This window comes from Corynebacterium sp. H130 (assembly GCF_037572395.1).
Lineage (GTDB): Bacteria > Actinomycetota > Actinomycetes > Mycobacteriales > Mycobacteriaceae > Corynebacterium.
Window position 1 is genome coordinate 432,742 of sequence record NZ_JBBHLA010000002.1, and the last position, 19,403, is coordinate 452,144.

Here is a 19,403-nt window from a genome sequence, read left to right on the forward strand (position 1 = left end):
TCCTCCCGGAGGAATCTGCCTGCGAGAACAAATTCCTCCGGCCTCACCCGCCCTTTCCCCAGCAAGCACATCTACTACCAGCGGAAATTCAGAAGTAGACCACAAATTCCTCCGGCTAAGAAGGCCTCTGAAAGCAAACCCTGACCCCAAGCAGCCTCGGAAAGCGCCATCCCGGAGGAATCTGCCTTCGAGAACAAATTCCTCCGGCCTCACCCACCCTTTCCCCAGCAAGCACATCTACTACCAGCGGAAATCCAGAAGTAGACCACAAATTCCTCCGGGAACGGAACCCTTTGGACCGTTCGATCCGTCTAAGTAAGTGTGAGCACAAATATTTCAAATCAACACCCGACATCTCAGACCACCACCGACCTCATTGACCGAGCCCAAGCTGCGCACCTGAAGTTTCCACGATGCGTAATTGGGGGATGGGCTGCGCTGCACTATGCAGGCCTTAAGCTTGAAACCCAAAATGCGCCATTGACTCTGATTAGCCGCGGACGGCATCACCGCCGTCAGGACAATATCTACTTCCTAGAGCCACCGAAGGACTTAAGAATTTGGCGCCCCGACATCGAATACCACAGCTTAAAGGCCTCTACGATTGCCCACGCCACCGTCGATTGTCTTCAATTACTTGAAAAACGGCGTCACGAATGGTGGGTTCCTGCGATTCCGGGCCTGACGTTTACGGAAATCAGGCAGATTCAACTATTGGATGAGCTGCGTAAGCTCCGGCTATTTGAAAGGGATCGCCTCATCTTGGCGGCCAAGCACCGCTTTTCAAGCAAACAGCTATCCAAGCTCATCACTCTCAGCGCATCTGGAGCTCAATCGCCGCGAGAAACATGCCTGCGACTAATCCTCAAAGACATCCCAGGGCTGGAAACGCAGGTAAAGATCTACGACCCAAATGATTTGCTTCTCACAGCAGCTGATTGCGCGGTTCCACAGCTCAAAGTTGCCGCTTTCTACGATGGCGAGGATCACCTGGCCCGCCACCAGCGTGATCACGATGCAAAAGCGTGGGCCCTATTGGATCAGATGGGTTGGCGCATGCTGCGCGTGACCTCAGGCATGCTCAGCGATCCAACTTGGATTCAAGCGCACTTTCAGCAATTGATTGCTGAAGCGCGCGCCGAGCGTGCCACGAAATTCTCGCGAATGATTAGAAGGACGAAAGCGAAACCGGAGGAACTTTACGTCTAGGACTAGGTTCCTACGGTTCGTCGAGAAGCGACCAGGAGTTTTGACGTGAAAACCCGGAGGAATCCGTCCACAGGACCACATTCCCCCGGGTATCGGGCAATAACCCGCTAGGCGAGAGATGCAGAGGCGTCGAAGTCGCCGCGAACTGCGCGGGAGTAAGGGCAGAACTCGTGTGCCTTGGCTACGAGCTCGGAGTCGCCGTCGAAGGAGCCTCCTGCGAAGGAGACCTTGATGTCGCCGGAGAGGCGGAAGCCGTCGGAGACCTTGTTCAGGGTGACGGAAGCGGTGACGGATGGCTGGTGATCATCAACGGATACGCCGGAGTCCTTCATGATCTTCTGCAGGGCGCCGTTGAAGCAAGCTGCCCAGGCTGCGGCGAACAGGGTTTCTGGGTTGGCGCCTTCGCCAGAGCCACCGAGCTCGCGTGGTGGGCGGATGTCGGATTCAAAGTCGCCGGTGACGCGACCGTCGCGGCCTCCACCGGTAGAGGTAACGGTTGCGGTGTACAAAGCTTCAGACATGCGTTTCTCCTTAGGTGAACGGGGTGTCCAGTGTAGCGAAAAAGCTGCTAGAATGACTGGCCATGAGGTTCATGCCCAATCGCGACGACGATTACGTCACCCGACTCGCCCTCCAGGCCGGCCGGGGTGATCGGGTCGCTCTATCCGAGTTCATCGAGCTCACGCAGGGCGACGTCTGGCGCTTGCTCGCGCACCTCGGGGGTCGCGATATCGCGGACGATCTCACTCAGGAAACGTACCTTCGGGTCATGAGCGCGCTGCCTCGCTTCTCCGCCCGGTCGTCGGCAAAAACTTGGCTGCTTTCCCTCGCCCGTCGCGTGTGGGTGGACAACATTCGCCACGACATGGCCCGCCCCCGTAAGTCCGCCGTCGAGCTTGAGGACGCTACCGCCGGTGCGGCGTCGCCAAGCAGCTGGGCCGAGCTTGTCGACGCGCGCATGCTCATCGACGCTTTGGACCCTGACCGTCGCGAGGCACTGATTTTGACTCAGGTGCTGGGTTACACGTATGAGGAGGCTGCGCACATCGCGGGCGTGCGTGTGGGTACGATTCGTTCGCGTGTGGCGCGTGCCCGCGCCGATATGGTGGCTGCGTCTTCTACGAGCCGGGAAGCCCGGGAGGCTTAGTCCACTCGCTTGAAGACGTGGGTTCCGATGACGTACAGCACGCCACCGACCACGGCAATGCCTGCCAGGCCGAAACCGAGGATTGCCCAAGGTGAAGGTGGGGTGTAGTCAGCGATCTGCTGGTAGTTCGCTGCGCCTTCTGGTTCCTGAAGCGTGATGCGCTTCGTTTGGTCGGCCTTTGCTTCCGGCAGTGGTGGAATTAGCGATTCCTGGGTACGAGCTTCAGGGGCGATGCGTTCCATTCCAACGCCTGGCAATGCCAAATTCGACTGGTTAGCAGGCGTCTGCTGGACGGAGCTGCCCTGGACCCGTGATGCCACAGGCCCGGATGGAGCCGCAGCTACTACTTGCTCCTGATCTGCAGGCGCTGGCTCGGCATCGAGTTCCTGAGCTTCGCTTTCCTGAGTGTCAGGGATCAGAGGTGGCACGGTGCGAATCGTGCGCGGAACTGGAACTACTGAGGACTGCACATAGGTGGTAGCCACTTCGGAAGTAACGATAACGATGTCCGTTGGCTCAACTTCAGTCGGCTCAACTTCGGTTGGTTCAACCTCCGTGATCTCAATCTCGGAGGTCTCTTCTTCGGTGTCCACAACCTCTGTCGGATTTACATCCGTTGGGCCAGCCTTGGTTGGCTCAACTTCCGTAGGTTCAACTTCGGTCGGCTCCTCGAAAGTGGTCACAACCTGAGAAGTTTCCACAACGGTCGTCACGACGATTGTGGTCACATAAACGGTCGTTTCGACAGCCGTTGGCTCTTCAGAATCAGTTGGCTTTCCCGGCTTGGTCGGCTTTCCCGGCTTCGTTGGATGCTCAGGATGGGTTGGGTGCTCCGGGTGCCTTGGATCAGCACTCGGAGGTTCCTTGAGGTTGCTTGGATCTTTGCCCCACGCTGGGGGTCCTGTAGTTTCGTCGCGGTGAAGCGGTTCGGCAGTGGTAACTACTTCAGAAGTGGGAGCATCCACGACCGACGCTGGAGCCAGACCAGGCCCGAGCGTTGACATCGCGAAGGTAGCGATTGCCGCCACCAATGCGGAATGTTTCATTTTCCACTTCTATTCTGTTGCAGTATTTGCACTTACAAATCGCACCGCAACTTATATTACATTAAGGTTCTCTCAGAGATAAATCAGATTCCGAGATGCATTCACTGCCTAAGTTAAGTTTTAAGTTCTCTCCAGCATACCATGCGTACAGTCCCCGCAAAATACCCTGCGACAAACCTGAAAGAACATTTCTCATGCCCTGCGTCGCGCATAGAGGAAGCCTGCGATGATCAATGTCATTGCCAGTGCCAGAGGAACTGTGAGCCCGCTTCCGCCAGTTTTTGGAAGATTGCCGGTCTGAACGTCAGCCACTTGAATGGTCACGATATCACCTGGTGCGGCAGCTTCAGGACCGACCTTGACGAGTCCACCTTCGTCGCGAACGAGTTCCGCGCTCCAGCCATTTTCATGACCAACAACCTTGAATTCCACCGGGGTCGCCAGCAGCTGGTAACCAACTGGGGACTTCGTTTCCACGATCCAGTAGTTTCCTGCCTGAAGCACAGCTTGCTTTGTATTGTTGCCCCCCAGAACGATCAATGGCTTGGTCATATCTGGGCCACTGCCGTCGGGAAGCGGTTCGAAGACCGTGAATTCTGCGTCAGGAATCTGCTGGGTTCGGTCACTTGCATCGACCTTTTGGATGTCCAAGCCAGCGGCAACAGGCGGAATAAGCGGGATACAAGCATTGTCGTCAGACTTGTCCGGGTCACCTGAAAGCGACGTGGAGTTCGGAACACCGTTGACGGAGACCTTGGCAGCGTCGCCGTCACAGGTCCCGAGTCGGGTCCAGTCTTCGGCCGAAGCGTTAACGACCTTGATAGGAACGCTAATCGTCACAGTTTGGCTGGTGCCCACGGGGAGATCGACGCGCTCGGCAAGCGATACCTCCGAGCCGTTAGCAATACGCATCTGAGGAATGACCGTGGTTGGGTTGGTCACCACCACTCCTGTCTGTGCCGTAGCGAAAGTAACGACCGCATCGCCGTTCGCTTCCACGTTTTGTGGCAGGCGGAAAACTTCCAGCGGATCAATCGCGACAGCCTTCAGCATTGGATCCGGGTTCCACATGGTGATGGTGTATTCCAGCGTTGCCTCACCATTCGGGCGAACCTTCACCGCGGAGCCAACGACTGGGTCCTTCTTAATCATCGGGGAGACCACAGCATCGTTCTGGTTATCGATGATGCAGGTGACCGTCGCTAGCTTCAAGGTGCCTTCCAATGGGACCGTCAGGTCGAAGCCCAGGCCGCCGTTATTTGTGACGGTCACCGGCGATACGACACCGTTGGAGTTCATCGTGCACACCGCGTTCTTGCCATCACGCTGGTACAGCTTGTAGCCCTGCTTCTGCACTTCCGAGACCGTGATGTTCGAGGCGCCCGCGTTCGGGTCAAGCTTGAACTCAACTCGACCATCCGTGTTCGTCTGCTGCGACAGGTTACCGACGTTGCCACCCGTGGTGACGATGTTGTTCTGCTTGGACACCGCATCGATCTGCCAATCAACGCCCATGTTGACCACGGCGCCAGTCTTATCGACGATGCGCTTATCGACGATCAGTTTGCCCTGGCAGGACTGCGCGATTTCAGACTTCAACCTGAAAGCAAGGTCTTGGTAGGAAGTCAGCTGAATCGAATCGCCAGTGCCCGAAATGTCCTCGGCCATGGTTAGGGAATTGCGCGTCCCCTCCGACCACGTGCTTCGGCTGGAAGTCACGTCCTTCCAGTAATAGCCGGTATACCAGTAGCCACCAGAGTAGTAGGTTCCGTAGGTGTATTGGTACACGGAGAAGTCATTGGCAGCTACAGCAGCCGTAACCGAGTCATAGCTTCCGTTCGAAGTCCAGTACATCACACCGGTGCTGTAGGTGGCGGGAAGATCACCCCTGTAATATACGTTGTCCCTCAGTAATATCTCATCTACGTTGTCAACGTTGATCATGATCGGCACGACACGAGTTCCGGATGCCTTGATGTCGTTGGCAACGAGCATCGCATCATAGAGATCCGACGTGTGTGTATATGCACCCATGTCATTCGCGGTTTTATCCTCATCGGTGGTCGGCACACCGTCGGTGATGAAGTAAATAACGTCGTAGTTGTAGGCCTCCGCAGAGAGGAGACCTCCTTCCCAGTTGGTGCCACCGTCAGATGACGAACCTGTGGAGATGTTGTTGATGGCCGTGTTCAGCGTATCCACTCCGGCCTGGGTAGCCAGGCTGATTGGTGGAAGCGTCGAGTCTAGGTCAGCATTCTTGTAGGAATTGAAGTTGTGCAGACCGATAGTCGACGGCGTGCCTGCAAGTTCCTTCACGATGCCCAGCGCAGCATTTTTAGATGCTTCGACGCCACCCTGGTTGATGATCGAGTTCGAAAGGTCGAAGACGAGACCAATATTAAGGCCACACTGCGTAGGCATTTCAGGGTTAGCCGTGATGCTTGGCAGCCAGCTCACGCCCGAGGAAGTGCTCGGAGCAGTAGTGGTCGGCTTCGGAGTGGTGCTGGTCGTTGGAGCGGCAGTCGACGTCGTTGGCTTCGGAGCAGTTGTCGTGGTGGTCGGTGCCGGGTTTTCATCGTACAAACCAACGGCCTGCGTGCTGCTCGGAGTCGGAAGTGGGTAGTAATAGTAGTAATACCCGTCAGACGCATAGTAGCCACTGTCATCAAAATAGACGTATAGGTCAATCTTCTGACCAGATGAGACCGTCAGCGGGTTGGCGAGATCAATATAAATTGTGCCACTGCTATAACGAGTAGTGGTCATGTCGTATCGACTCTTGCTTACTCCATCAAGGTAGAGCCACGAATTGTCCAAAACTGGCGTACTTGTATAGTTTGATAATGGAATTTCTATTTGGTCAATAGTGCCAGCTCCATTGACTGTGAAACTGTACCTGATATAGCGATCAGTCGTATTCCGGTACGTGATCGCAGACGTGGTCGGCACCTGCTCCCACGTCGACTGAGCCTGCGCAACCGGGGTGGCCACGTAGGAGGACAGACCTGCGACAAGTCCGAGGGTCATGAGCAGCGCAAACAGGACTTTCGCCACGTTGCGGAAGCGCGTTGCGGTCATGATGTTCTCCCTTGGTTGATTGTTGTTTCGAGTCTGCGTGTTCATTACTTATTCCTCCGAAGCATGTGTCGGATCCAGAGGATCAGCAATATCAGCACAATTGCGGACCCGATGAGGATTGCCCACATCCACCATTGCCAGTGGAAGCTGGATTCCTCGAAGTACTTGTTGTCGGATGGGTCCATCGGGACCCGTTCGGCATGCACCAAAAGTCGGTGAGAGTTGATGCCGTAAGGGGTGCAGGTGATGAGCGTGATGAGGTCCTTGCGGTCGACTCGTTTGAGGCTATCCACTTCGGTGGGCAGCACGGTGTCGATGCGGTAGACCTGGTACTTCATGCGCTGGCCGCCGGCCTGCACGTAGATGGCGTCGCCGACCTTGACGTTCTTGAGGTTGTCAAAGAGTGTCGCGTTTTGCAGGCCGGTGTGGCCGGTGAGCACAGCATGGCGACTCTCTCCACCCACCGGGAGGTCGGTGCCGAAGAGGTGGCCGACTCCCTTTTGCAGGACTGGGTGGCTGGTGCCGTGGTAAATCGGCAGGTTGACCTGTGCCTGTGGCACGACCAAGCGAGCCATCGCTTCGTAAGAGTCGAGTTGCTTCAGGTATTCCTGGTAGCTCGTGCTCCGCTCGTCGATGGTGCCGGACCATGGGTCGGCCACCGCGGTTTCCTTGCGATGCTCGTTGTAACGCAGCGCATCTTCCAGCTCGCGGTTAATGACCTCGGCTGGAACGGTGTTTTCGTACTTTGCGTAGGCATCGGCCACGCGCGTTTGACGAATGTTGTTCCATTGCGTCGCCACAACGGGGTACAGGAGAACGCACAGGCCAGCAAGCACGAGAAGGACAGGGACCAGCACGTTGCTCAGCTTGCGCTTCGCCTGCGGCTTCCCTTCCTTTACTGCTGTGTGCATTCCCATGACCTATTCCTTATTCTTCTGTCTTACGACGGCGCACCATCACCAAGCCGACTGCGAACAAGCCAGCAGCTAGCGCCACAATTCCCGTCACTGCCGCGCCGGTGTAGGCGAGGTTCTTGCGGATACCCAGCACCTTGTCCTCGGGCTTCTGCTCCGGGTTGTTGTGAATACCACGCACCTCATCCGGCGGAGTCGTCGGAGGCTCGTACGGTGGGTATTCCGGCTTGGTCGGCGTGGTTGTCTCTGTGGTTGGCGAGAACTTCGCATTGATAACCGGCGCGCAGTCCCAACGCCCCTCTGCGCCAGTTGGCAGGGTGATGACGAACGGCGCTGGCGTCAAACTGCCCTCCGGCGCCACTGCCGTGACGAGGTACGCACCAATAGGCAGGTCAGCAAAGTGCGCCTTGCCGTCGGTGCCGGTGGTTGCGATCCAGCTGCCAGCTTTCTCCGCAGCACGCGCCTTATCGACGTCCATGTCTTTCACTGCATCCCAACCAGCTTGCGTGGTGAGGTCAATCCCAGCGAGCTTTTCCAAGGTGAACACGGTTCCAGCGACTTTGTCGTCGGTACGCGTCGCGGTGATCACGATGGTGGCGTCGATGGTGCCACACTCGGCAGTGCGGGTGACGTCCAGACCGGTAACGGGGCCCGTGACGGTGATGCCGTGGGCGACCGGGGCGCAACTCAGGGCGGCGGCCATGAGCGCGGCTGCAACAGCTCCTCGTTTAAGCATCATCGTCTTGTTCCATTTCGTACTTGTTGATCAGGTCCATCGCTGGCACGCGCTGCGAAGCAGCGGCCTGGGCCCGGAGCTGGCGGCGAACCCACATGATCAGGACCACGGCTACGGCAAGCGATGCTGCAAGCAATGCCCACATCCACCACTGCCACTGCGCACCCTTGGCCTGTTCCAGGATCTTGTGATCCTGCTCGTCCATCGGAACTCGGTGGCCACGCACCAGGAGGCGGTGGGAGTTAATGCCGTATGGGGTGCAGGTGACCAGGGTCAGGTAGTCCTTGCCTTTGGCTGGGCGCAGGTCCTCAGACTCGTGTGGCAGGACGATTTTGATTTGGTCGACCTGGTACTTCAGGCGCTCGCCGGAAACCTGCACGTAGATGGCGTCGCCTTCTTTGACATTCTTGAGGTTGTCAAAGAGCGTTGCGTTTGGCAGGCCCGTGTGGCCGGTGAGCACGGAGTGGGAGTCCTCGCCACCAACTGGCAGGTCGGAGCCGAACAGGTGACCGACGCCTTTTTGCAGGGTTGGGTGGTCGGTGCCGTGGTAGATCGGCAAGTTGATGTCACCGGTTGGGACCACAAGGCGGCCCATTGTTTCGGTGTGATTGAGTTGTTCGAGGTAATGACGGTAGTCGTCATTGTTCTTGGAAATTTGGGCGAGCCATGGATCCAGGATTGGACCGGTGTTGCGGTCGTGGTTGTATTTCCTGGCTTCGTCCAGTTCTTGATTCAGTTGTTGAGGATCAGCATTGCGCTCGAATTTGGCGTATTCATTTGCCACGCGCTGTTGGTCAAAGTTGTTCCACTGCGTTGCGAGCACTGGGTACACCATGACGAGGAGACCGAGCACCACAAGAACGACCGGGATGAGGATCGATTTGAGGTCCCGGCGTTGTCCTGCCTCGGTGGGGCTTTCCGGCTGCGGAGCCGCGGTCTGGAGAGTCATGATGCATCACTTCTGCTAATCCTGAAGTTTGTGCGCAAGTGAGGCGGCCATTGACCGCCTCACTTGGCCCGGAAGGCACTAGTTAGGAATTAGGCCTTCTTGGAGTTGCGACGTGCGAACCATGCGCCGGCGCCTACGAGTGCTGCACCAATGGCAGCGAGGATACCGATACCGGCACCACCAGTAACTGGCAGCTGAGGAGTGGTGTCCTTCAGGTTGATAACCTCACCGGTTGGGGTGATCTTTGCGGTGGAGTAAGTACGGTTGCTTTCGTCCACCAGTGGGGTTGCAGGGTCGTCAGCAACGGTAGCCGTTGCAGTGAAGTCGAACTGGATTGGCTTTGCCAGCAGTTCGAAGTCCTTAGGGGACTTGGTCTCCACGAGGCAGTAAACGGAGCGCTGATCAGCAGCAACTTCAGCGTTGTCCTCGAAGTCGGTGACGTGCAGACCGGTGATGATCACCTTTCCGTCAGCGCCCGACACGAAGGTGTCGGTCACGACGCCGTTCTGTTCACCCATGACGCCAGGGGCCTTGACATCGATGGAATCACAGGTCTTGCCTGGTTCGGTGCGGATGATCTTGAACTCTGCACCGGCAAGAGCAGCACCTTCGCCGACCTTGGTGAAGTTGACGTCACCGTAGTAGGTCTTGACCGGGTTGGTTGGCTCTGGCGGGGTGTCACCTGGAGGGGTGTCACCTGGGGTTGGGGTGTCGGTGAGGTTGAGGTCATCGGTTGGGTTGTGCGGGAAGATTTCGCCTGCCTGGTTAGGAACAACCGGGCCCGCGACATCCTGCTTCACGGTGATCTTTACGTTGACCTTGGAACCGGAGTCCAGTACGTTCAGGCCTGGATCAAGGAAGTTGATCAGCACTTCACCGGTCGTATCGTCCTGCTTGACGATCTTGTAGTCGGTGCCCGCGGCCAGGGTGACGCCGTCGACAGTAACGGCGATCTGTGCGTTGGCCACGTCGAGGTGAGCAAAGTCCATGAAGTCCTGAATGTAGTAGTACTTCAGCTGCTTGCCGGCCTCGATCTGGCGGATCTCGGTGTCAATGTCGTACACCAGGGTGCCACCAACGTTTTGGTTGGAGTCTTCAACCTTCTTGGTTGGGTTCAGCTTGGAGTAGTTCTTTGGGTAAGCGTGAACGTCGAAGTTCCAGGAAGTTCCACCGGTGCCGGCATTTGCCTGGGTCATTGGCACAAAGGCAATGAAGTCAGCGGCTGGGGTGAAGTCCAGGGCTTCCGTCTCTGGAGTAGATGGATCGTCCCAGTCGGTCAGTGGCTTGGACTCGTGGACCAGGTAGGCACCAATATTGACGCCAGTCAGAGATGCGAGGCCAGCTGCAGTAGTCACGGTCTGTACCGCTCCGAGGCTTGCCTTCTTGTCGGTGACCCATTGGTTTAGGGTTGCAGCAGTCAAGCCCTGTGCAGCTTCCAGCCACTCGTTGGTACCTGGGGTGATCGTGGTGCCGTCAGCGCGGAGCAGGTTGATCTGGGTGACCTGGAACTCGACACCGGTCAGTGGGATGCCAGTAACGTTTGGATCCTCGTTGCCGGTTGGGGTACCGGTGGTGGTTGGGTTACCCAGCTTGTGGATGGTCAGGTTACCGGTGGTCTGATCGATAACTGGCGATCCGACAGGCGCAGTGGTTGTTTGTGCAGTGACAACCGGAGCGCCAAGGCCCAGAGACAGGCCGACGATTGCAGCAGCGGAGACGCTGCGCAACGCGATGGAATTCTTGGTCATGGTTTCTTCCTTTGAAACGACGTTGCCTCTGAAAGTCTGGCCCTCGAGGCAGCTCTTGAAGTTGATGGCCGTTCCTGGCTTGACTTCCGAAAACTCGGTCATCGGCCGGTTACTGCCCTTTCGGGAAGGAACCTTCCCGACTGTCCACAATCACTTGTCGACACACAGGAAATTCTAATTCAGATCCGGCAAACATAATAGCTACCTGACAATATTTACGAAATTACTTAAGTGTACAATCTGCAGCTTTGCTTATGATTGCAGCTTACTCAACATCTTGAACGCCGTTTACCGCTAATCACATCTACCCTAACGCGTGCATTTATACCCCCTTTTGGAGTGTTATTAGCTTTTTGTCGGCCCGTTGAAACTTTTCTCAGTCAGTAGAGATGTTGCTGTAACTGCATGATGCATAAAATGACTCGCTTGCTCATGTGAGCAAGCGAGTCATTCACTGATAGAACGCTAGGAGTGGCGTCCTCGAGGCTTGGCGAGGAAGCTAGAGCCTGCGATGAACATCAGGGTTGCCACAATCAAAATGCCAACAACGGACGCGCCAGTGCGCGCAAGAGACTGACGACCAGCACTAGGTCGCGCTGCAAGAGCGGCAGCTTGTGCGCTGGACGATGGTGCTGCTGGCTGCGCTGCCGGACGAACACCTTCTTCCCTAGGAACAGCTGCGACAGCCGAGTTTGCACTGCTCACAGCGGGTTTCTGAGCGTTCTCGACACGTTGCTTCGCATCTAGCACCTCTGCACGGACAGCGTTGTCCTGGCTAGTCGGGCTGGTTGCCACATCTTGAGCCTGTTGCACCACACTGCTCTCAGACTCGGCCTTCTCTACCGCAGCGGTGGTGGCCACTGGCTTGGTTTCTACCGGCTTGTCGGCAACTGGTGGCGCCTCAACCGGAGTGGCTTCTATCGGCGGAGCTGCGACAATAGGATCAGCCTTCGGCATTGGGGCATCCTGAACAGCTACCAGTGCGTGCACATCCTTAGGCTCCAATGCAACATCATCCTTAGGGCCGGCAAGCTGAGCTTCAGCTACGACCTCAGTCTGTGTTTGCGTTGGAGCCGCCTCTACGGTCGGGATTGTTTCGGTGGTCAGTTCGGTGGTTGGCACAATGGCCTCCAATTGCGCAGCCAAGCTTTGCAATTCCTCGCCAATAGAAGCCGACTCAGTGCTGGTCAGTTCAGCTTCGACGGCAGTTTCCGCAGGTGAAGTCGTTACTTCGGTGGTGATCGGCGATGGAGTGACCGCCTCCGGCATCGTCGGCAAGACTTCGGTGGTTGGGGCTTCCTTAGCCACCGGCTGTTGCTGGACAACGCGGTAGGTAACGTCCTTGAGCGGAGCCACAGGCTCGAAGTTGATATCGGTTCCTGAGCCTGCTCCCAAAGCCAGAATTGGCTGGTACTCAGTGCTTTCTTGCTTCGGAGCTACCGGCATGTACAGGCTCTTTGGCAGGAACACCGTCACTGGCATGGCCTTAAGGTCTAAGTTCGCCTCGGTTCCCGCAGCGCGCTTCACCACAATCTGGGCCACGCCAGGGCCTCGCTGCTCAATGAGCAGGGAACCCACGAGTTCTCCGTGTGCGTTGTGAAGCGGCATTTCATCGAGCTTTACCTCGCGCATGGAAATTCCCTCTGCACGATACACGGTCTCAGCTTCCGGAGTGGCCGCGGAGAAATCGAGCATCAAGCGCAGACTAAAGTCCTGGTCAGCGTTCAAAACACTCACTGGAGCGCCGGAAGCATCGGCGAATTCGTACTCCACCCGCACGACATCAGCGTGCTGAGCAGCACTGATCGACGTGGCATCAGGAACAATTTCAATTTCCTGAGCCACGGCAAACAACAGACCCGTCTGAAGTACAGAGAGGGTCGCAAGCGTTGCTACTGCTATCTTTTTCATGTTTTCCGTCTATCCGCGCGGGGCTAAAAGCCGGTTAGAAGCTACCACTCAGAATCTTAACCGTTTACCAGGACAGTTCAAAGCTTTTTCCAAGGATAGTTAAATTTTTCCCGCAGGAGACCTCAAAACCCTTAGAGATCAGCCCCCAATTGGTGGATCTAGAAAAAGAAAACCGCCCCTTCACAGGAAGAGACGGTCAACTGAGAAAGCTTTAAACGAGAAGCTCGGCAATCTGAATCGTGTTCAGCGCTGCACCCTTACGCAGGTTGTCGCCGGAGACGACCAGGACAAGGCCCTTGTTGTCGTCCACAGACTGATCCTGGCGGATACGACCAACAAAGCTTGGATCCTTACCTGCTGCAAGCAGTGGGGTCGGCACCTCTACGAGTTCGACGCCTGGGGCGTCGGCAAGCAGGGCCTTTGCTTCCTCGACCGTGATCGCGCGCTCAAACTCGGCGTGGATGGTCAGGGTGTGGCCGGTGAATACAGGGATGCGCACGCAGGTACCAGCAACCTTCAGGCCCGGAATTCCGAGAATCTTGCGGGATTCGTTGCGCAGCTTCTGCTCTTCATCGGTCTCAAGGGAGCCGTCGTCGACCATGTTGCCCGCGAATGGCAGCGCGTTGAATGCGATCGGCGCGACGTAAGGGCCTAGGTCAGCAGGCTGGAGCTGGGAACCGTCGTGTGCGAGCACGGTTGGGTCGCTAATCGACGCCACCTGGTCCGCCAACGCCTTCACTCCGGCCACGCCAGAACCGGACACGGCCTGGTAGCTGGAGACATGGAGACGAACGAGCCCGGCGCGATCGTGCAGTGGCTTGAGCACTGGCATCGCAGCCATGGTGGTGCAGTTCGGGTTAGCGATAATGCCCTTCTGCGTCTCGCGAGCAGCCTCCGGATTCACCTCAGACACGACGAGTGGAACCTCGTCATCCTTACGCCATGCGGAGGAGTTGTCCACCACGGTTGCGCCGGCGGCAGCGAAAATTGGGGCGTACTGCTTGGAAGTGGAGCCACCAGCAGAGAACAGGGCAATGTCGATGCCCTTGAGGCTTTCTTCGGTTACCTGTGCAAGATCCTCAACCACGATGTCTTCGCCACGGAACGGCAGGGTGGTGCCTGCGGAGCGTGCGGAAGCGAAGAAACGCACCTTGTCGAGGGGGAAGTTACGCTCTTCGAGGAGCGCGCGCATCACACGGCCGACCTGGCCGGTGGCGCCAACAACGGCGAGAGTAGTCATGAGGGGTTCCTTATCGTCCAGTTCCGGCGTATACGGTTGCTTCTTCGTCGCCTCCGAGCTCGAAGGCTTCGTGGATGGCGCGGGCTGCCTCTGGGAGCTCAGCTTCGCGGATGAGCACGGAAATGCGGATCTCGGAGGTAGAGATCAGCTCCATGTTGATTCCACGGTCGCGAAGAGCTTCACAGAACGTAGCGGTGACGCCTGGGTGGGACTTCATTCCGGCACCGACGAGGGAGACCTTGCCTACCTGGTCGTCGTAAAGCACGTTTTCCCAGCCACCGTTTTCCTGCATGGCCTTCAGGATTTCCATGGCGCGTGGGCCGTCGGCGCGAGGGCAGGTGAAGGTGATGTCGGTACGACCGTCGTCGAGGTGCGAGATGTTCTGCAGCACCATGTCGATGTTGATTTCGGCGTCGGCGATGGCGCGGAACACGGTCGCAGCTGCCCCTGGGGAATCGGGGATGCCGAGGACGGTGATCTTTGCTTCGGAGCTGTCGGTGGCCACGCCGGTCAGGATTGCTTCTTCCACTGGGATATCCTCCATAGATCCGGCGATGAGGGTGCCGGGGTCATTGCTGTACGACGAACGGACGCGCATCGGCACGCCAAATGCGCGAGCGTATTCGACGCTGCGCAGGACAAGGATCTTTGAGCCGACGGCTGCCAGCTCAAGCATTTCCTCGAAGCACAGCTTGTCCAACTTGCGTGCATTCGGGACGATGCGCGGATCAGCGGTGTAGACGCCATCCACGTCGGAGTAGATTTCACACACATCAGCGTTGAGTGCCGCTGCGAGTGCGACTGCAGTGGTGTCGGAGCCACCGCGGCCAAGGGTCGTAACGTCCTTAGATTCTCGGTTCACCCCCTGGAAGCCTGCGACCAGGCAAATCTTGCCCCTGTCCAGCGCCTCCTGAACACGACCCGGAGTGACGTCGACAATGCGGGCATTGCCGTGACGCTCCGTAGTGATCACGCCCGCCTGGGAGCCCGTGAAGGACTGTGCCTCTGCTCCGAAGGACTCGATCGCCATGGCGACCAGCGCGTTGGAGATTCGCTCACCGGCAGTGAGCAGCATGTCCATCTCGCGGGCGGGTGGGACTGGGTTGACCTGGGCTGCGAGATCGAGGAGGTCATCGGTTGTGTCGCCCATGGCTGAGCACACTACGACGACATCGTTGCCGGCCTTCTTGGTGGCCACGATTCGCTCTGCGACTGCCCGGATTCGCTCTGCGGACTCCAGCGAGGAGCCACCATATTTTTGCACAATGAGTGCCATTCGCTGCCACCTTTCCGATTCGTAGCCTTTTATCTTACTCGCAGACGCCATTTAAGCAACACTAAAGTAGGTTAAGCTACATTACATTTGAGCCATGTGGGTTCCGGTACCCTGAATAGGTGCACAATTACGTTTTGGCGGTGCTCTTCGCACTCATGTCGGCCCTCACCATTGCGTGGGGTACCGTCGTGCGTCACCGTATCGCCGAAGCGGCGCCAGTTGGCGGAAACGCGGCCATTTTGTCGGCTATGAAACGCCCCCTCTGGTGGGCAGGCATGTCGACGGCCATCATCGCCTACCTACTCCAAGTAGTCGCCCTCGGATTCGGCCCACTTCTCATCGTGCAACCCATTTTGGTGACCTCACTGATGTTCACCCTGCCGCTGTCCGCCCATTACGACGGACGCCGAATCTCGGTCTCCGAAATGACTTGGGCAACGGTCATGACTGTTTCCGTGTCGGTCCTCGTCCTCCTCGGACGTCCTTTGGCGGGCATTTCTCACCCTCCCTTGGAACGCTGGTTCATCCCGATCGGAATCGGCTTTGCCATCCTCTTCTCGATGGACCGCTTCGCAGCCAGGCAAATCCGCAGCGAAAAGGCCCTGATCCTGGGCATCGTCACCGGCGCGATCTTCGGATACGTGAGCGTGTTCAGCAAAGCTGTCGCAGACATCTTTGTTCTCAGTGGCCCGTGGGGACTCGTGACTAACTGGGAGCTCTACGCTCTCATCATTTCCGCCACTCTCGGCACCATCGTCCAGCAGTCCTCCTTCAACGCCGGAGCCCTACGCAATTCCCTCCCCGCGATGAAAAGCGCCGAACCTGTCGTGGCCTTCAGCCTCGGCTACCTCGTCCTTGGCGAGAAATTCCAAGCCACCGACCTCGAATGGCTCTGGATGTTCCTAGCGCTCGTCTTCATGATTGTCTCCACTGTGATGCTGTCGAGGAACAGCGCCTAGGCCGTGGCCTTTTGTGCTCTGACCCCCGAAAGCGGAAATATCAGGGAACCTAGAAGGACAATCACTAGATCGCCCATTGCGTAGCGAGCAGCGGGTGCACGGAAATTACGGTACAAAGCGCCACCCACGCGACTGCCCCGAATGACAGTTGAACCCGATTCCAGGAACGCGCAATCGAAATGCCGAAAGGAATCAGGCAGAGATATATGGGAATGAGGAGGCGCGGACGCGCGGTGAAGGTGCCGTCGGAAAGCAGGACGTTGAGCATAACGCCCGCAGCAAACAGCCAGATTGGCCACGGCAGCTTTCCCCAGGTCAGCACGACGAGCACCACCGCAACCATGATGAACAGGCCAGTTGCGACGACCCAGGAGTCGGAGTTGCGGGTGAAGATCCAGGAGAAGTAGTCGAGCGTGGATGCGCCGAAGTCGAAGGCAGATCCCCAGCCTTTCCGCTGGAGTCCGAAGTATCCACCGACGTCAGCCGTGCGCGAGTTCACGAACGCGATGTACCCCACCAATCCCAGAGGCGAAAGCAGGAGCGCAAGCCACGCGCGCCATTCTCGGCGTCCATAAACCAGCACGAGCAGCGCAAACACGATCCACAGGTCGATTCCCGTCAGCCGTGTCAAGCCGGCGAAAAACACCAACGCCCCCGCGAGGAACCAGCGTCGTTTCAGCATCGCCCATAGCGCCCACAGCGTCAGCGCCCCGAAAACGGCTTCGGTGTACACCATGTTGTAGGTCAACGACATCGGCGCGCCCACCACGAGCACCCCGGCCGCGATCTGTGCACGTAGCCCCCACCCCATATGCTTCACGACGGCCATTACCGCACTCACCAGCGCAATTCCCGCCACCCAACTGATGAGAATTCCGGAAAAAGAAAAGGACAGCGAAGTTGCCCAATGAACGAGTTTCATTAGGTAGGGATAGAGAGGAAAGAACGCGAGGCGAGCATGGAAGCCACCCAGGGACTCCGGGTCCATGTCTTCAAAGTATCCGCCTCGCGCGATGGAAATATAGTGCACGGCATCCCAGCGGATCAGGACGTCGTCGATGCTGTTGCCCTTGGACTGTGCGAGCCACGTTGCGATCACCAATCGCAACGCAGATACCCCCGAAAAAACCAAGGTGGCAACGAGCAACCTGCAGGTCACTTTACTTTCCATAACCACTGAGCCTAACCCAGATGGGTGAAAATCGAGTCGCGAGCACATTGGTTAAGGTAACCTGCGTTACATGCAGCGCGTGCTTCTCCTTCTTAGCCGCGGCGGGATTTAGGTCTAACAAGGCCGGCGCCCGTCGCGGAGTTTGGCATTGCCGGCCACCCACCTAAAAAGAAGGACTTAAAAATGGAATTCTCCGCACCCGCACAACTGACCAAGCCAGCCGGCAACATCCCCGCTGATCAACCACACTGGAATAAGCAGCGCCCCTCCGCGATGCCGGTGAAGCGCTACCAGCCGTACCACGTAGAGGTTCAGGACTTTCAGCTGGAGGATCGCACCTGGCCTTCGAAGCGAATCGAGAAAGCCCCGCAGTGGTGCGCCGTGGACCTGCGCGACGGCAACCAGGCCCTCATCGACCCAATGAGTCCCGAGCGCAAGCGTCGCATGTTCAACCTGCTGGTCGAGATGGGTTTCAAGGAAATCGAAGTCGGATTCCCATCCGCGTCCCAGACTGACTTCGATTTCGTGCGCGAGATCATCGAAAAGGGCATGATCCCCGACGACGTCACCATCCAGGTCCTGGTCCAGGCCCGCGAGCACCTGATCCGCCGCACCTTCGAGGCCTGCGCTGGTGCGAAGAATGTGATTGTGCACTTCTACAATTCGACGTCGATCCTGCAGCGCAAGGTGGTGTTCCGCAAGGACAAGGAAGCCATCAAGAAGCTGGCCACCGACGCCGCAGAACTGATCAAGAGCATCGCGCAGGACTACCCGGACACCAACTGGCGCTGGGAATACTCCCCCGAGTCTTACACCGGCACCGAGGTCGAATACGCGCTGGAGGTCTGCAACGCCGTCATCGACGTCATGCAGCCAACCCCAGAGAATCCGATCATCATCAACCTGCCATCCACCGTTGAGATGATCACCCCGAACGTCTACGCGGACTCTATCGAGTGGATGAGTCGCAACCTGTCTTGCCGAGATTCCGTGATCCTGTCCCTGCACCCGCACAATGACCGTGGCACCGGCGTTGCGACGGCAGAGCTGGGCTACCTGGCAGGCGCCGACCGCATCGAAGGTTGTCTCTTCGGCAATGGCGAACGCACCGGCAACGTATGCCTGGTGACCCTCGGCCTGAACATGCTGACCCAGGGCGTCGATCCTTGCCTGGACTTCTCCGACATCGATCTCATCCGCCGCACCGTCGAATACTGCAACCAGCTGCGCGTTCCGGAGCGCCACCCATACGGCGGCGACCTGGTCTTCACCGCGTTCTCCGGCTCACACCAGGACGCCGTGAACAAGGGCCTGGCGGCTCTCGCCGCCAGTGGAACGGATGCCTGGGAGGTCCCTTACCTGCCAATCGATCCAAAGGACGTCGGCCGCACCTACGAAGCCGTCATCCGCGTCAACTCCCAGTCCGGCAAGGGCGGCGTCGCCTACCTGCTCAAGACGGACCACGGTATCGACCTGCCACGCCCAATGCAGGTGGAATTCTCCTCCGTCGTGCAGGCCATCACCGATGCCGAGGGCGGCGAGGTTAACTCCAAGGCGATGTGGGACATCTTCGCAGGTGAGTACCTGGATCGTGCCGACGTGCTCGAGCTGGAATCCGTGCACATCACGGACTCTTCCGTCAACGCGACCGTCACCTTTAGTGGAACTACGCAGGAGATTTCCGGCATCGGCAATGGCCCAGTCGCTGCCTTTGCCAATGCGCTGGAATCCCTGGGCATCGACGTTGAGGTGCAAGAATACTCCCAGCACGCTCGCTCCGCCGGTGATGACGCTGAGGCCGCCGCGTATGTTTACGCCACCGTCGGCAATTCCGCTGCGTGGGGCGTGGGCATCGACTCCAACATCACCCAGGCCTCTATTAAGGCGATCGTGTCTGCAGTGAACCGGGCGTAGCGAAAGAAGACCGCGATAGGGATTCCTTCCGCAAGGAAAATCCCTATCAACGTCACTCTCTAAAAGAAGCAGTTGAGTGGATCCTGAGCTGCGTTGGACTAGAAT

The 19,403-nt window shown here is 57.7% G+C and carries 15 protein-coding genes; 4 read left to right on the top strand and 11 right to left on the bottom strand.

Annotation, left to right across the window (positions count from 1 at the left end; all coding sequences use genetic code 11):
* Positions 1–321: 321 nt before the first annotated feature.
* The gene (locus WG939_RS05750; RefSeq protein ID WP_339983575.1) at positions 322–1,209 is read left to right on the top strand and encodes a hypothetical protein; all 888 of its coding nucleotides are present in this window, start codon (positions 322–324) and stop codon (positions 1,207–1,209) included.
* Positions 1,210–1,316: 107 nt separating this feature from the next.
* Here WG939_RS05750 and WG939_RS05755 read toward each other — a convergent pair whose 3' ends face one another.
* Positions 1,317–1,730: an Ohr family peroxiredoxin gene (locus tag WG939_RS05755; RefSeq protein WP_339983577.1), complete on the bottom strand. Its 414-nt coding sequence runs from the start codon at positions 1,728–1,730 to the stop codon at positions 1,317–1,319.
* Between the two features lie 62 nt (positions 1,731–1,792).
* Between WG939_RS05755 and WG939_RS05760 the strand changes: the two genes are divergently transcribed.
* The gene (locus WG939_RS05760) at positions 1,793–2,356 is read left to right on the top strand and encodes an RNA polymerase sigma factor (RefSeq protein WP_339983580.1); all 564 of its coding nucleotides are present in this window, start codon (positions 1,793–1,795) and stop codon (positions 2,354–2,356) included.
* Here the strand turns inward: WG939_RS05760 and WG939_RS05765 are convergent.
* The 9 genes from WG939_RS05765 to WG939_RS05805 all read right to left on the bottom strand — a co-directional run bounded on the left by WG939_RS05765 (position 2,353) and on the right by WG939_RS05805 (position 15,254).
* The gene (locus tag WG939_RS05765; protein ID WP_339983582.1) at positions 2,353–3,402 is read right to left on the bottom strand and encodes a hypothetical protein; all 1,050 of its coding nucleotides are present in this window, start codon (positions 3,400–3,402) and stop codon (positions 2,353–2,355) included. The genes WG939_RS05760 and WG939_RS05765 overlap by 4 nt on opposite strands.
* 192 nt (positions 3,403–3,594) lie before the next feature.
* Positions 3,595–6,525, bottom strand: coding sequence for a SpaA isopeptide-forming pilin-related protein (locus tag WG939_RS05770; RefSeq protein ID WP_339983584.1), 2,931 nt, complete (start codon positions 6,523–6,525; stop codon positions 3,595–3,597).
* The gene (locus WG939_RS05775; protein WP_339983586.1) at positions 6,525–7,391 is read right to left on the bottom strand and encodes a class C sortase; all 867 of its coding nucleotides are present in this window, start codon (positions 7,389–7,391) and stop codon (positions 6,525–6,527) included. Before WG939_RS05775 ends, WG939_RS05770 begins: the two co-directional genes overlap by 1 nt.
* A gap of 16 nt (positions 7,392–7,407) precedes the next feature.
* Positions 7,408–8,133, bottom strand: a complete 726-nt coding sequence (locus tag WG939_RS05780; RefSeq protein ID WP_339983588.1) for a SpaA isopeptide-forming pilin-related protein — start codon at positions 8,131–8,133, stop codon at positions 7,408–7,410.
* Complete coding sequence (locus tag WG939_RS05785) at positions 8,123–9,079, bottom strand: class C sortase (protein ID WP_339983590.1); 957 nt, start codon at positions 9,077–9,079, stop codon at positions 8,123–8,125. The genes WG939_RS05780 and WG939_RS05785 overlap by 11 nt, the downstream gene beginning before the upstream one ends.
* A gap of 89 nt (positions 9,080–9,168) precedes the next feature.
* On the bottom strand, positions 9,169–10,929 hold the full coding sequence (locus tag WG939_RS05790; protein ID WP_339983592.1) for a SpaH/EbpB family LPXTG-anchored major pilin: 1,761 nt from the start codon (positions 10,927–10,929) through the stop codon (positions 9,169–9,171).
* Positions 10,930–11,292: 363 nt separating this feature from the next.
* Positions 11,293–12,738 carry a hypothetical protein gene (locus WG939_RS05795; RefSeq protein WP_339983594.1) on the bottom strand — a complete coding sequence of 482 codons (1,446 nt, stop codon included), beginning with the start codon at positions 12,736–12,738 and terminating at the stop codon, positions 11,293–11,295.
* Positions 12,739–12,949: 211 nt separating this feature from the next.
* Entirely contained in the window at positions 12,950–13,978 is a 1,029-nt protein-coding gene (locus WG939_RS05800) for an aspartate-semialdehyde dehydrogenase (protein ID WP_339983596.1), read from the bottom strand.
* Positions 13,979–13,988: 10 nt separating this feature from the next.
* Positions 13,989–15,254 carry an aspartate kinase gene (locus tag WG939_RS05805; protein ID WP_339983598.1) on the bottom strand — a complete coding sequence of 422 codons (1,266 nt, stop codon included), beginning with the start codon at positions 15,252–15,254 and terminating at the stop codon, positions 13,989–13,991.
* A 119-nt stretch (positions 15,255–15,373) separates the two neighbouring features.
* Here WG939_RS05805 and WG939_RS05810 point away from each other — a divergent pair, with 119 nt between their 5' ends.
* Positions 15,374–16,213, top strand: a complete 840-nt coding sequence (locus tag WG939_RS05810; RefSeq protein ID WP_339983600.1) for a DMT family transporter — start codon at positions 15,374–15,376, stop codon at positions 16,211–16,213.
* 64 nt (positions 16,214–16,277) lie between these two features.
* Here WG939_RS05810 and WG939_RS05815 read toward each other — a convergent pair whose 3' ends face one another.
* Positions 16,278–17,384: a hypothetical protein gene (locus WG939_RS05815; protein WP_339983602.1), complete on the bottom strand. Its 1,107-nt coding sequence runs from the start codon at positions 17,382–17,384 to the stop codon at positions 16,278–16,280.
* A gap of 183 nt (positions 17,385–17,567) precedes the next feature.
* Here WG939_RS05815 and leuA point away from each other — a divergent pair, with 183 nt between their 5' ends.
* Entirely contained in the window at positions 17,568–19,298 is a 1,731-nt protein-coding gene (leuA, locus tag WG939_RS05820) for a 2-isopropylmalate synthase (RefSeq protein ID WP_339983604.1), read from the top strand.
* The last annotated feature ends 105 nt before the right edge of the window (positions 19,299–19,403 follow it).

What these genes read in the sequence shown, in the direction of transcription:
- WG939_RS05755 (WP_339983577.1), bottom strand. Translation starts at nt 1,730, where the DNA reads ATGTCTGAAGCTTTGTACACCGCAACCGTTACCTCTACCGGTGGAGGC.
- WG939_RS05760 (WP_339983580.1), top strand. Translation starts at nt 1,793, where the DNA reads ATGAGGTTCATGCCCAATCGCGACGACGATTACGTCACCCGACTCGCC.
- WG939_RS05765 (WP_339983582.1), bottom strand. Translation starts at nt 3,402, where the DNA reads ATGAAACATTCCGCATTGGTGGCGGCAATCGCTACCTTCGCGATGTCA.
- WG939_RS05770 (WP_339983584.1), bottom strand. Translation starts at nt 6,525, where the DNA reads ATGAACACGCAGACTCGAAACAACAATCAACCAAGGGAGAACATCATG.
- WG939_RS05775 (WP_339983586.1), bottom strand. Translation starts at nt 7,391, where the DNA reads ATGCACACAGCAGTAAAGGAAGGGAAGCCGCAGGCGAAGCGCAAGCTG.
- WG939_RS05780 (WP_339983588.1), bottom strand. Translation starts at nt 8,133, where the DNA reads ATGATGCTTAAACGAGGAGCTGTTGCAGCCGCGCTCATGGCCGCCGCC.
- WG939_RS05785 (WP_339983590.1), bottom strand. Translation starts at nt 9,079, where the DNA reads ATGACTCTCCAGACCGCGGCTCCGCAGCCGGAAAGCCCCACCGAGGCA.
- WG939_RS05790 (WP_339983592.1), bottom strand. Translation starts at nt 10,929, where the DNA reads ATGACCGAGTTTTCGGAAGTCAAGCCAGGAACGGCCATCAACTTCAAG.
- WG939_RS05795 (WP_339983594.1), bottom strand. Translation starts at nt 12,738, where the DNA reads ATGAAAAAGATAGCAGTAGCAACGCTTGCGACCCTCTCTGTACTTCAG.
- WG939_RS05800 (WP_339983596.1), bottom strand. Translation starts at nt 13,978, where the DNA reads ATGACTACTCTCGCCGTTGTTGGCGCCACCGGCCAGGTCGGCCGTGTG.
- WG939_RS05805 (WP_339983598.1), bottom strand. Translation starts at nt 15,254, where the DNA reads ATGGCACTCATTGTGCAAAAATATGGTGGCTCCTCGCTGGAGTCCGCA.
- WG939_RS05815 (WP_339983602.1), bottom strand. Translation starts at nt 17,384, where the DNA reads ATGGAAAGTAAAGTGACCTGCAGGTTGCTCGTTGCCACCTTGGTTTTT.
- leuA (WP_339983604.1), top strand. Translation starts at nt 17,568, where the DNA reads ATGGAATTCTCCGCACCCGCACAACTGACCAAGCCAGCCGGCAACATC.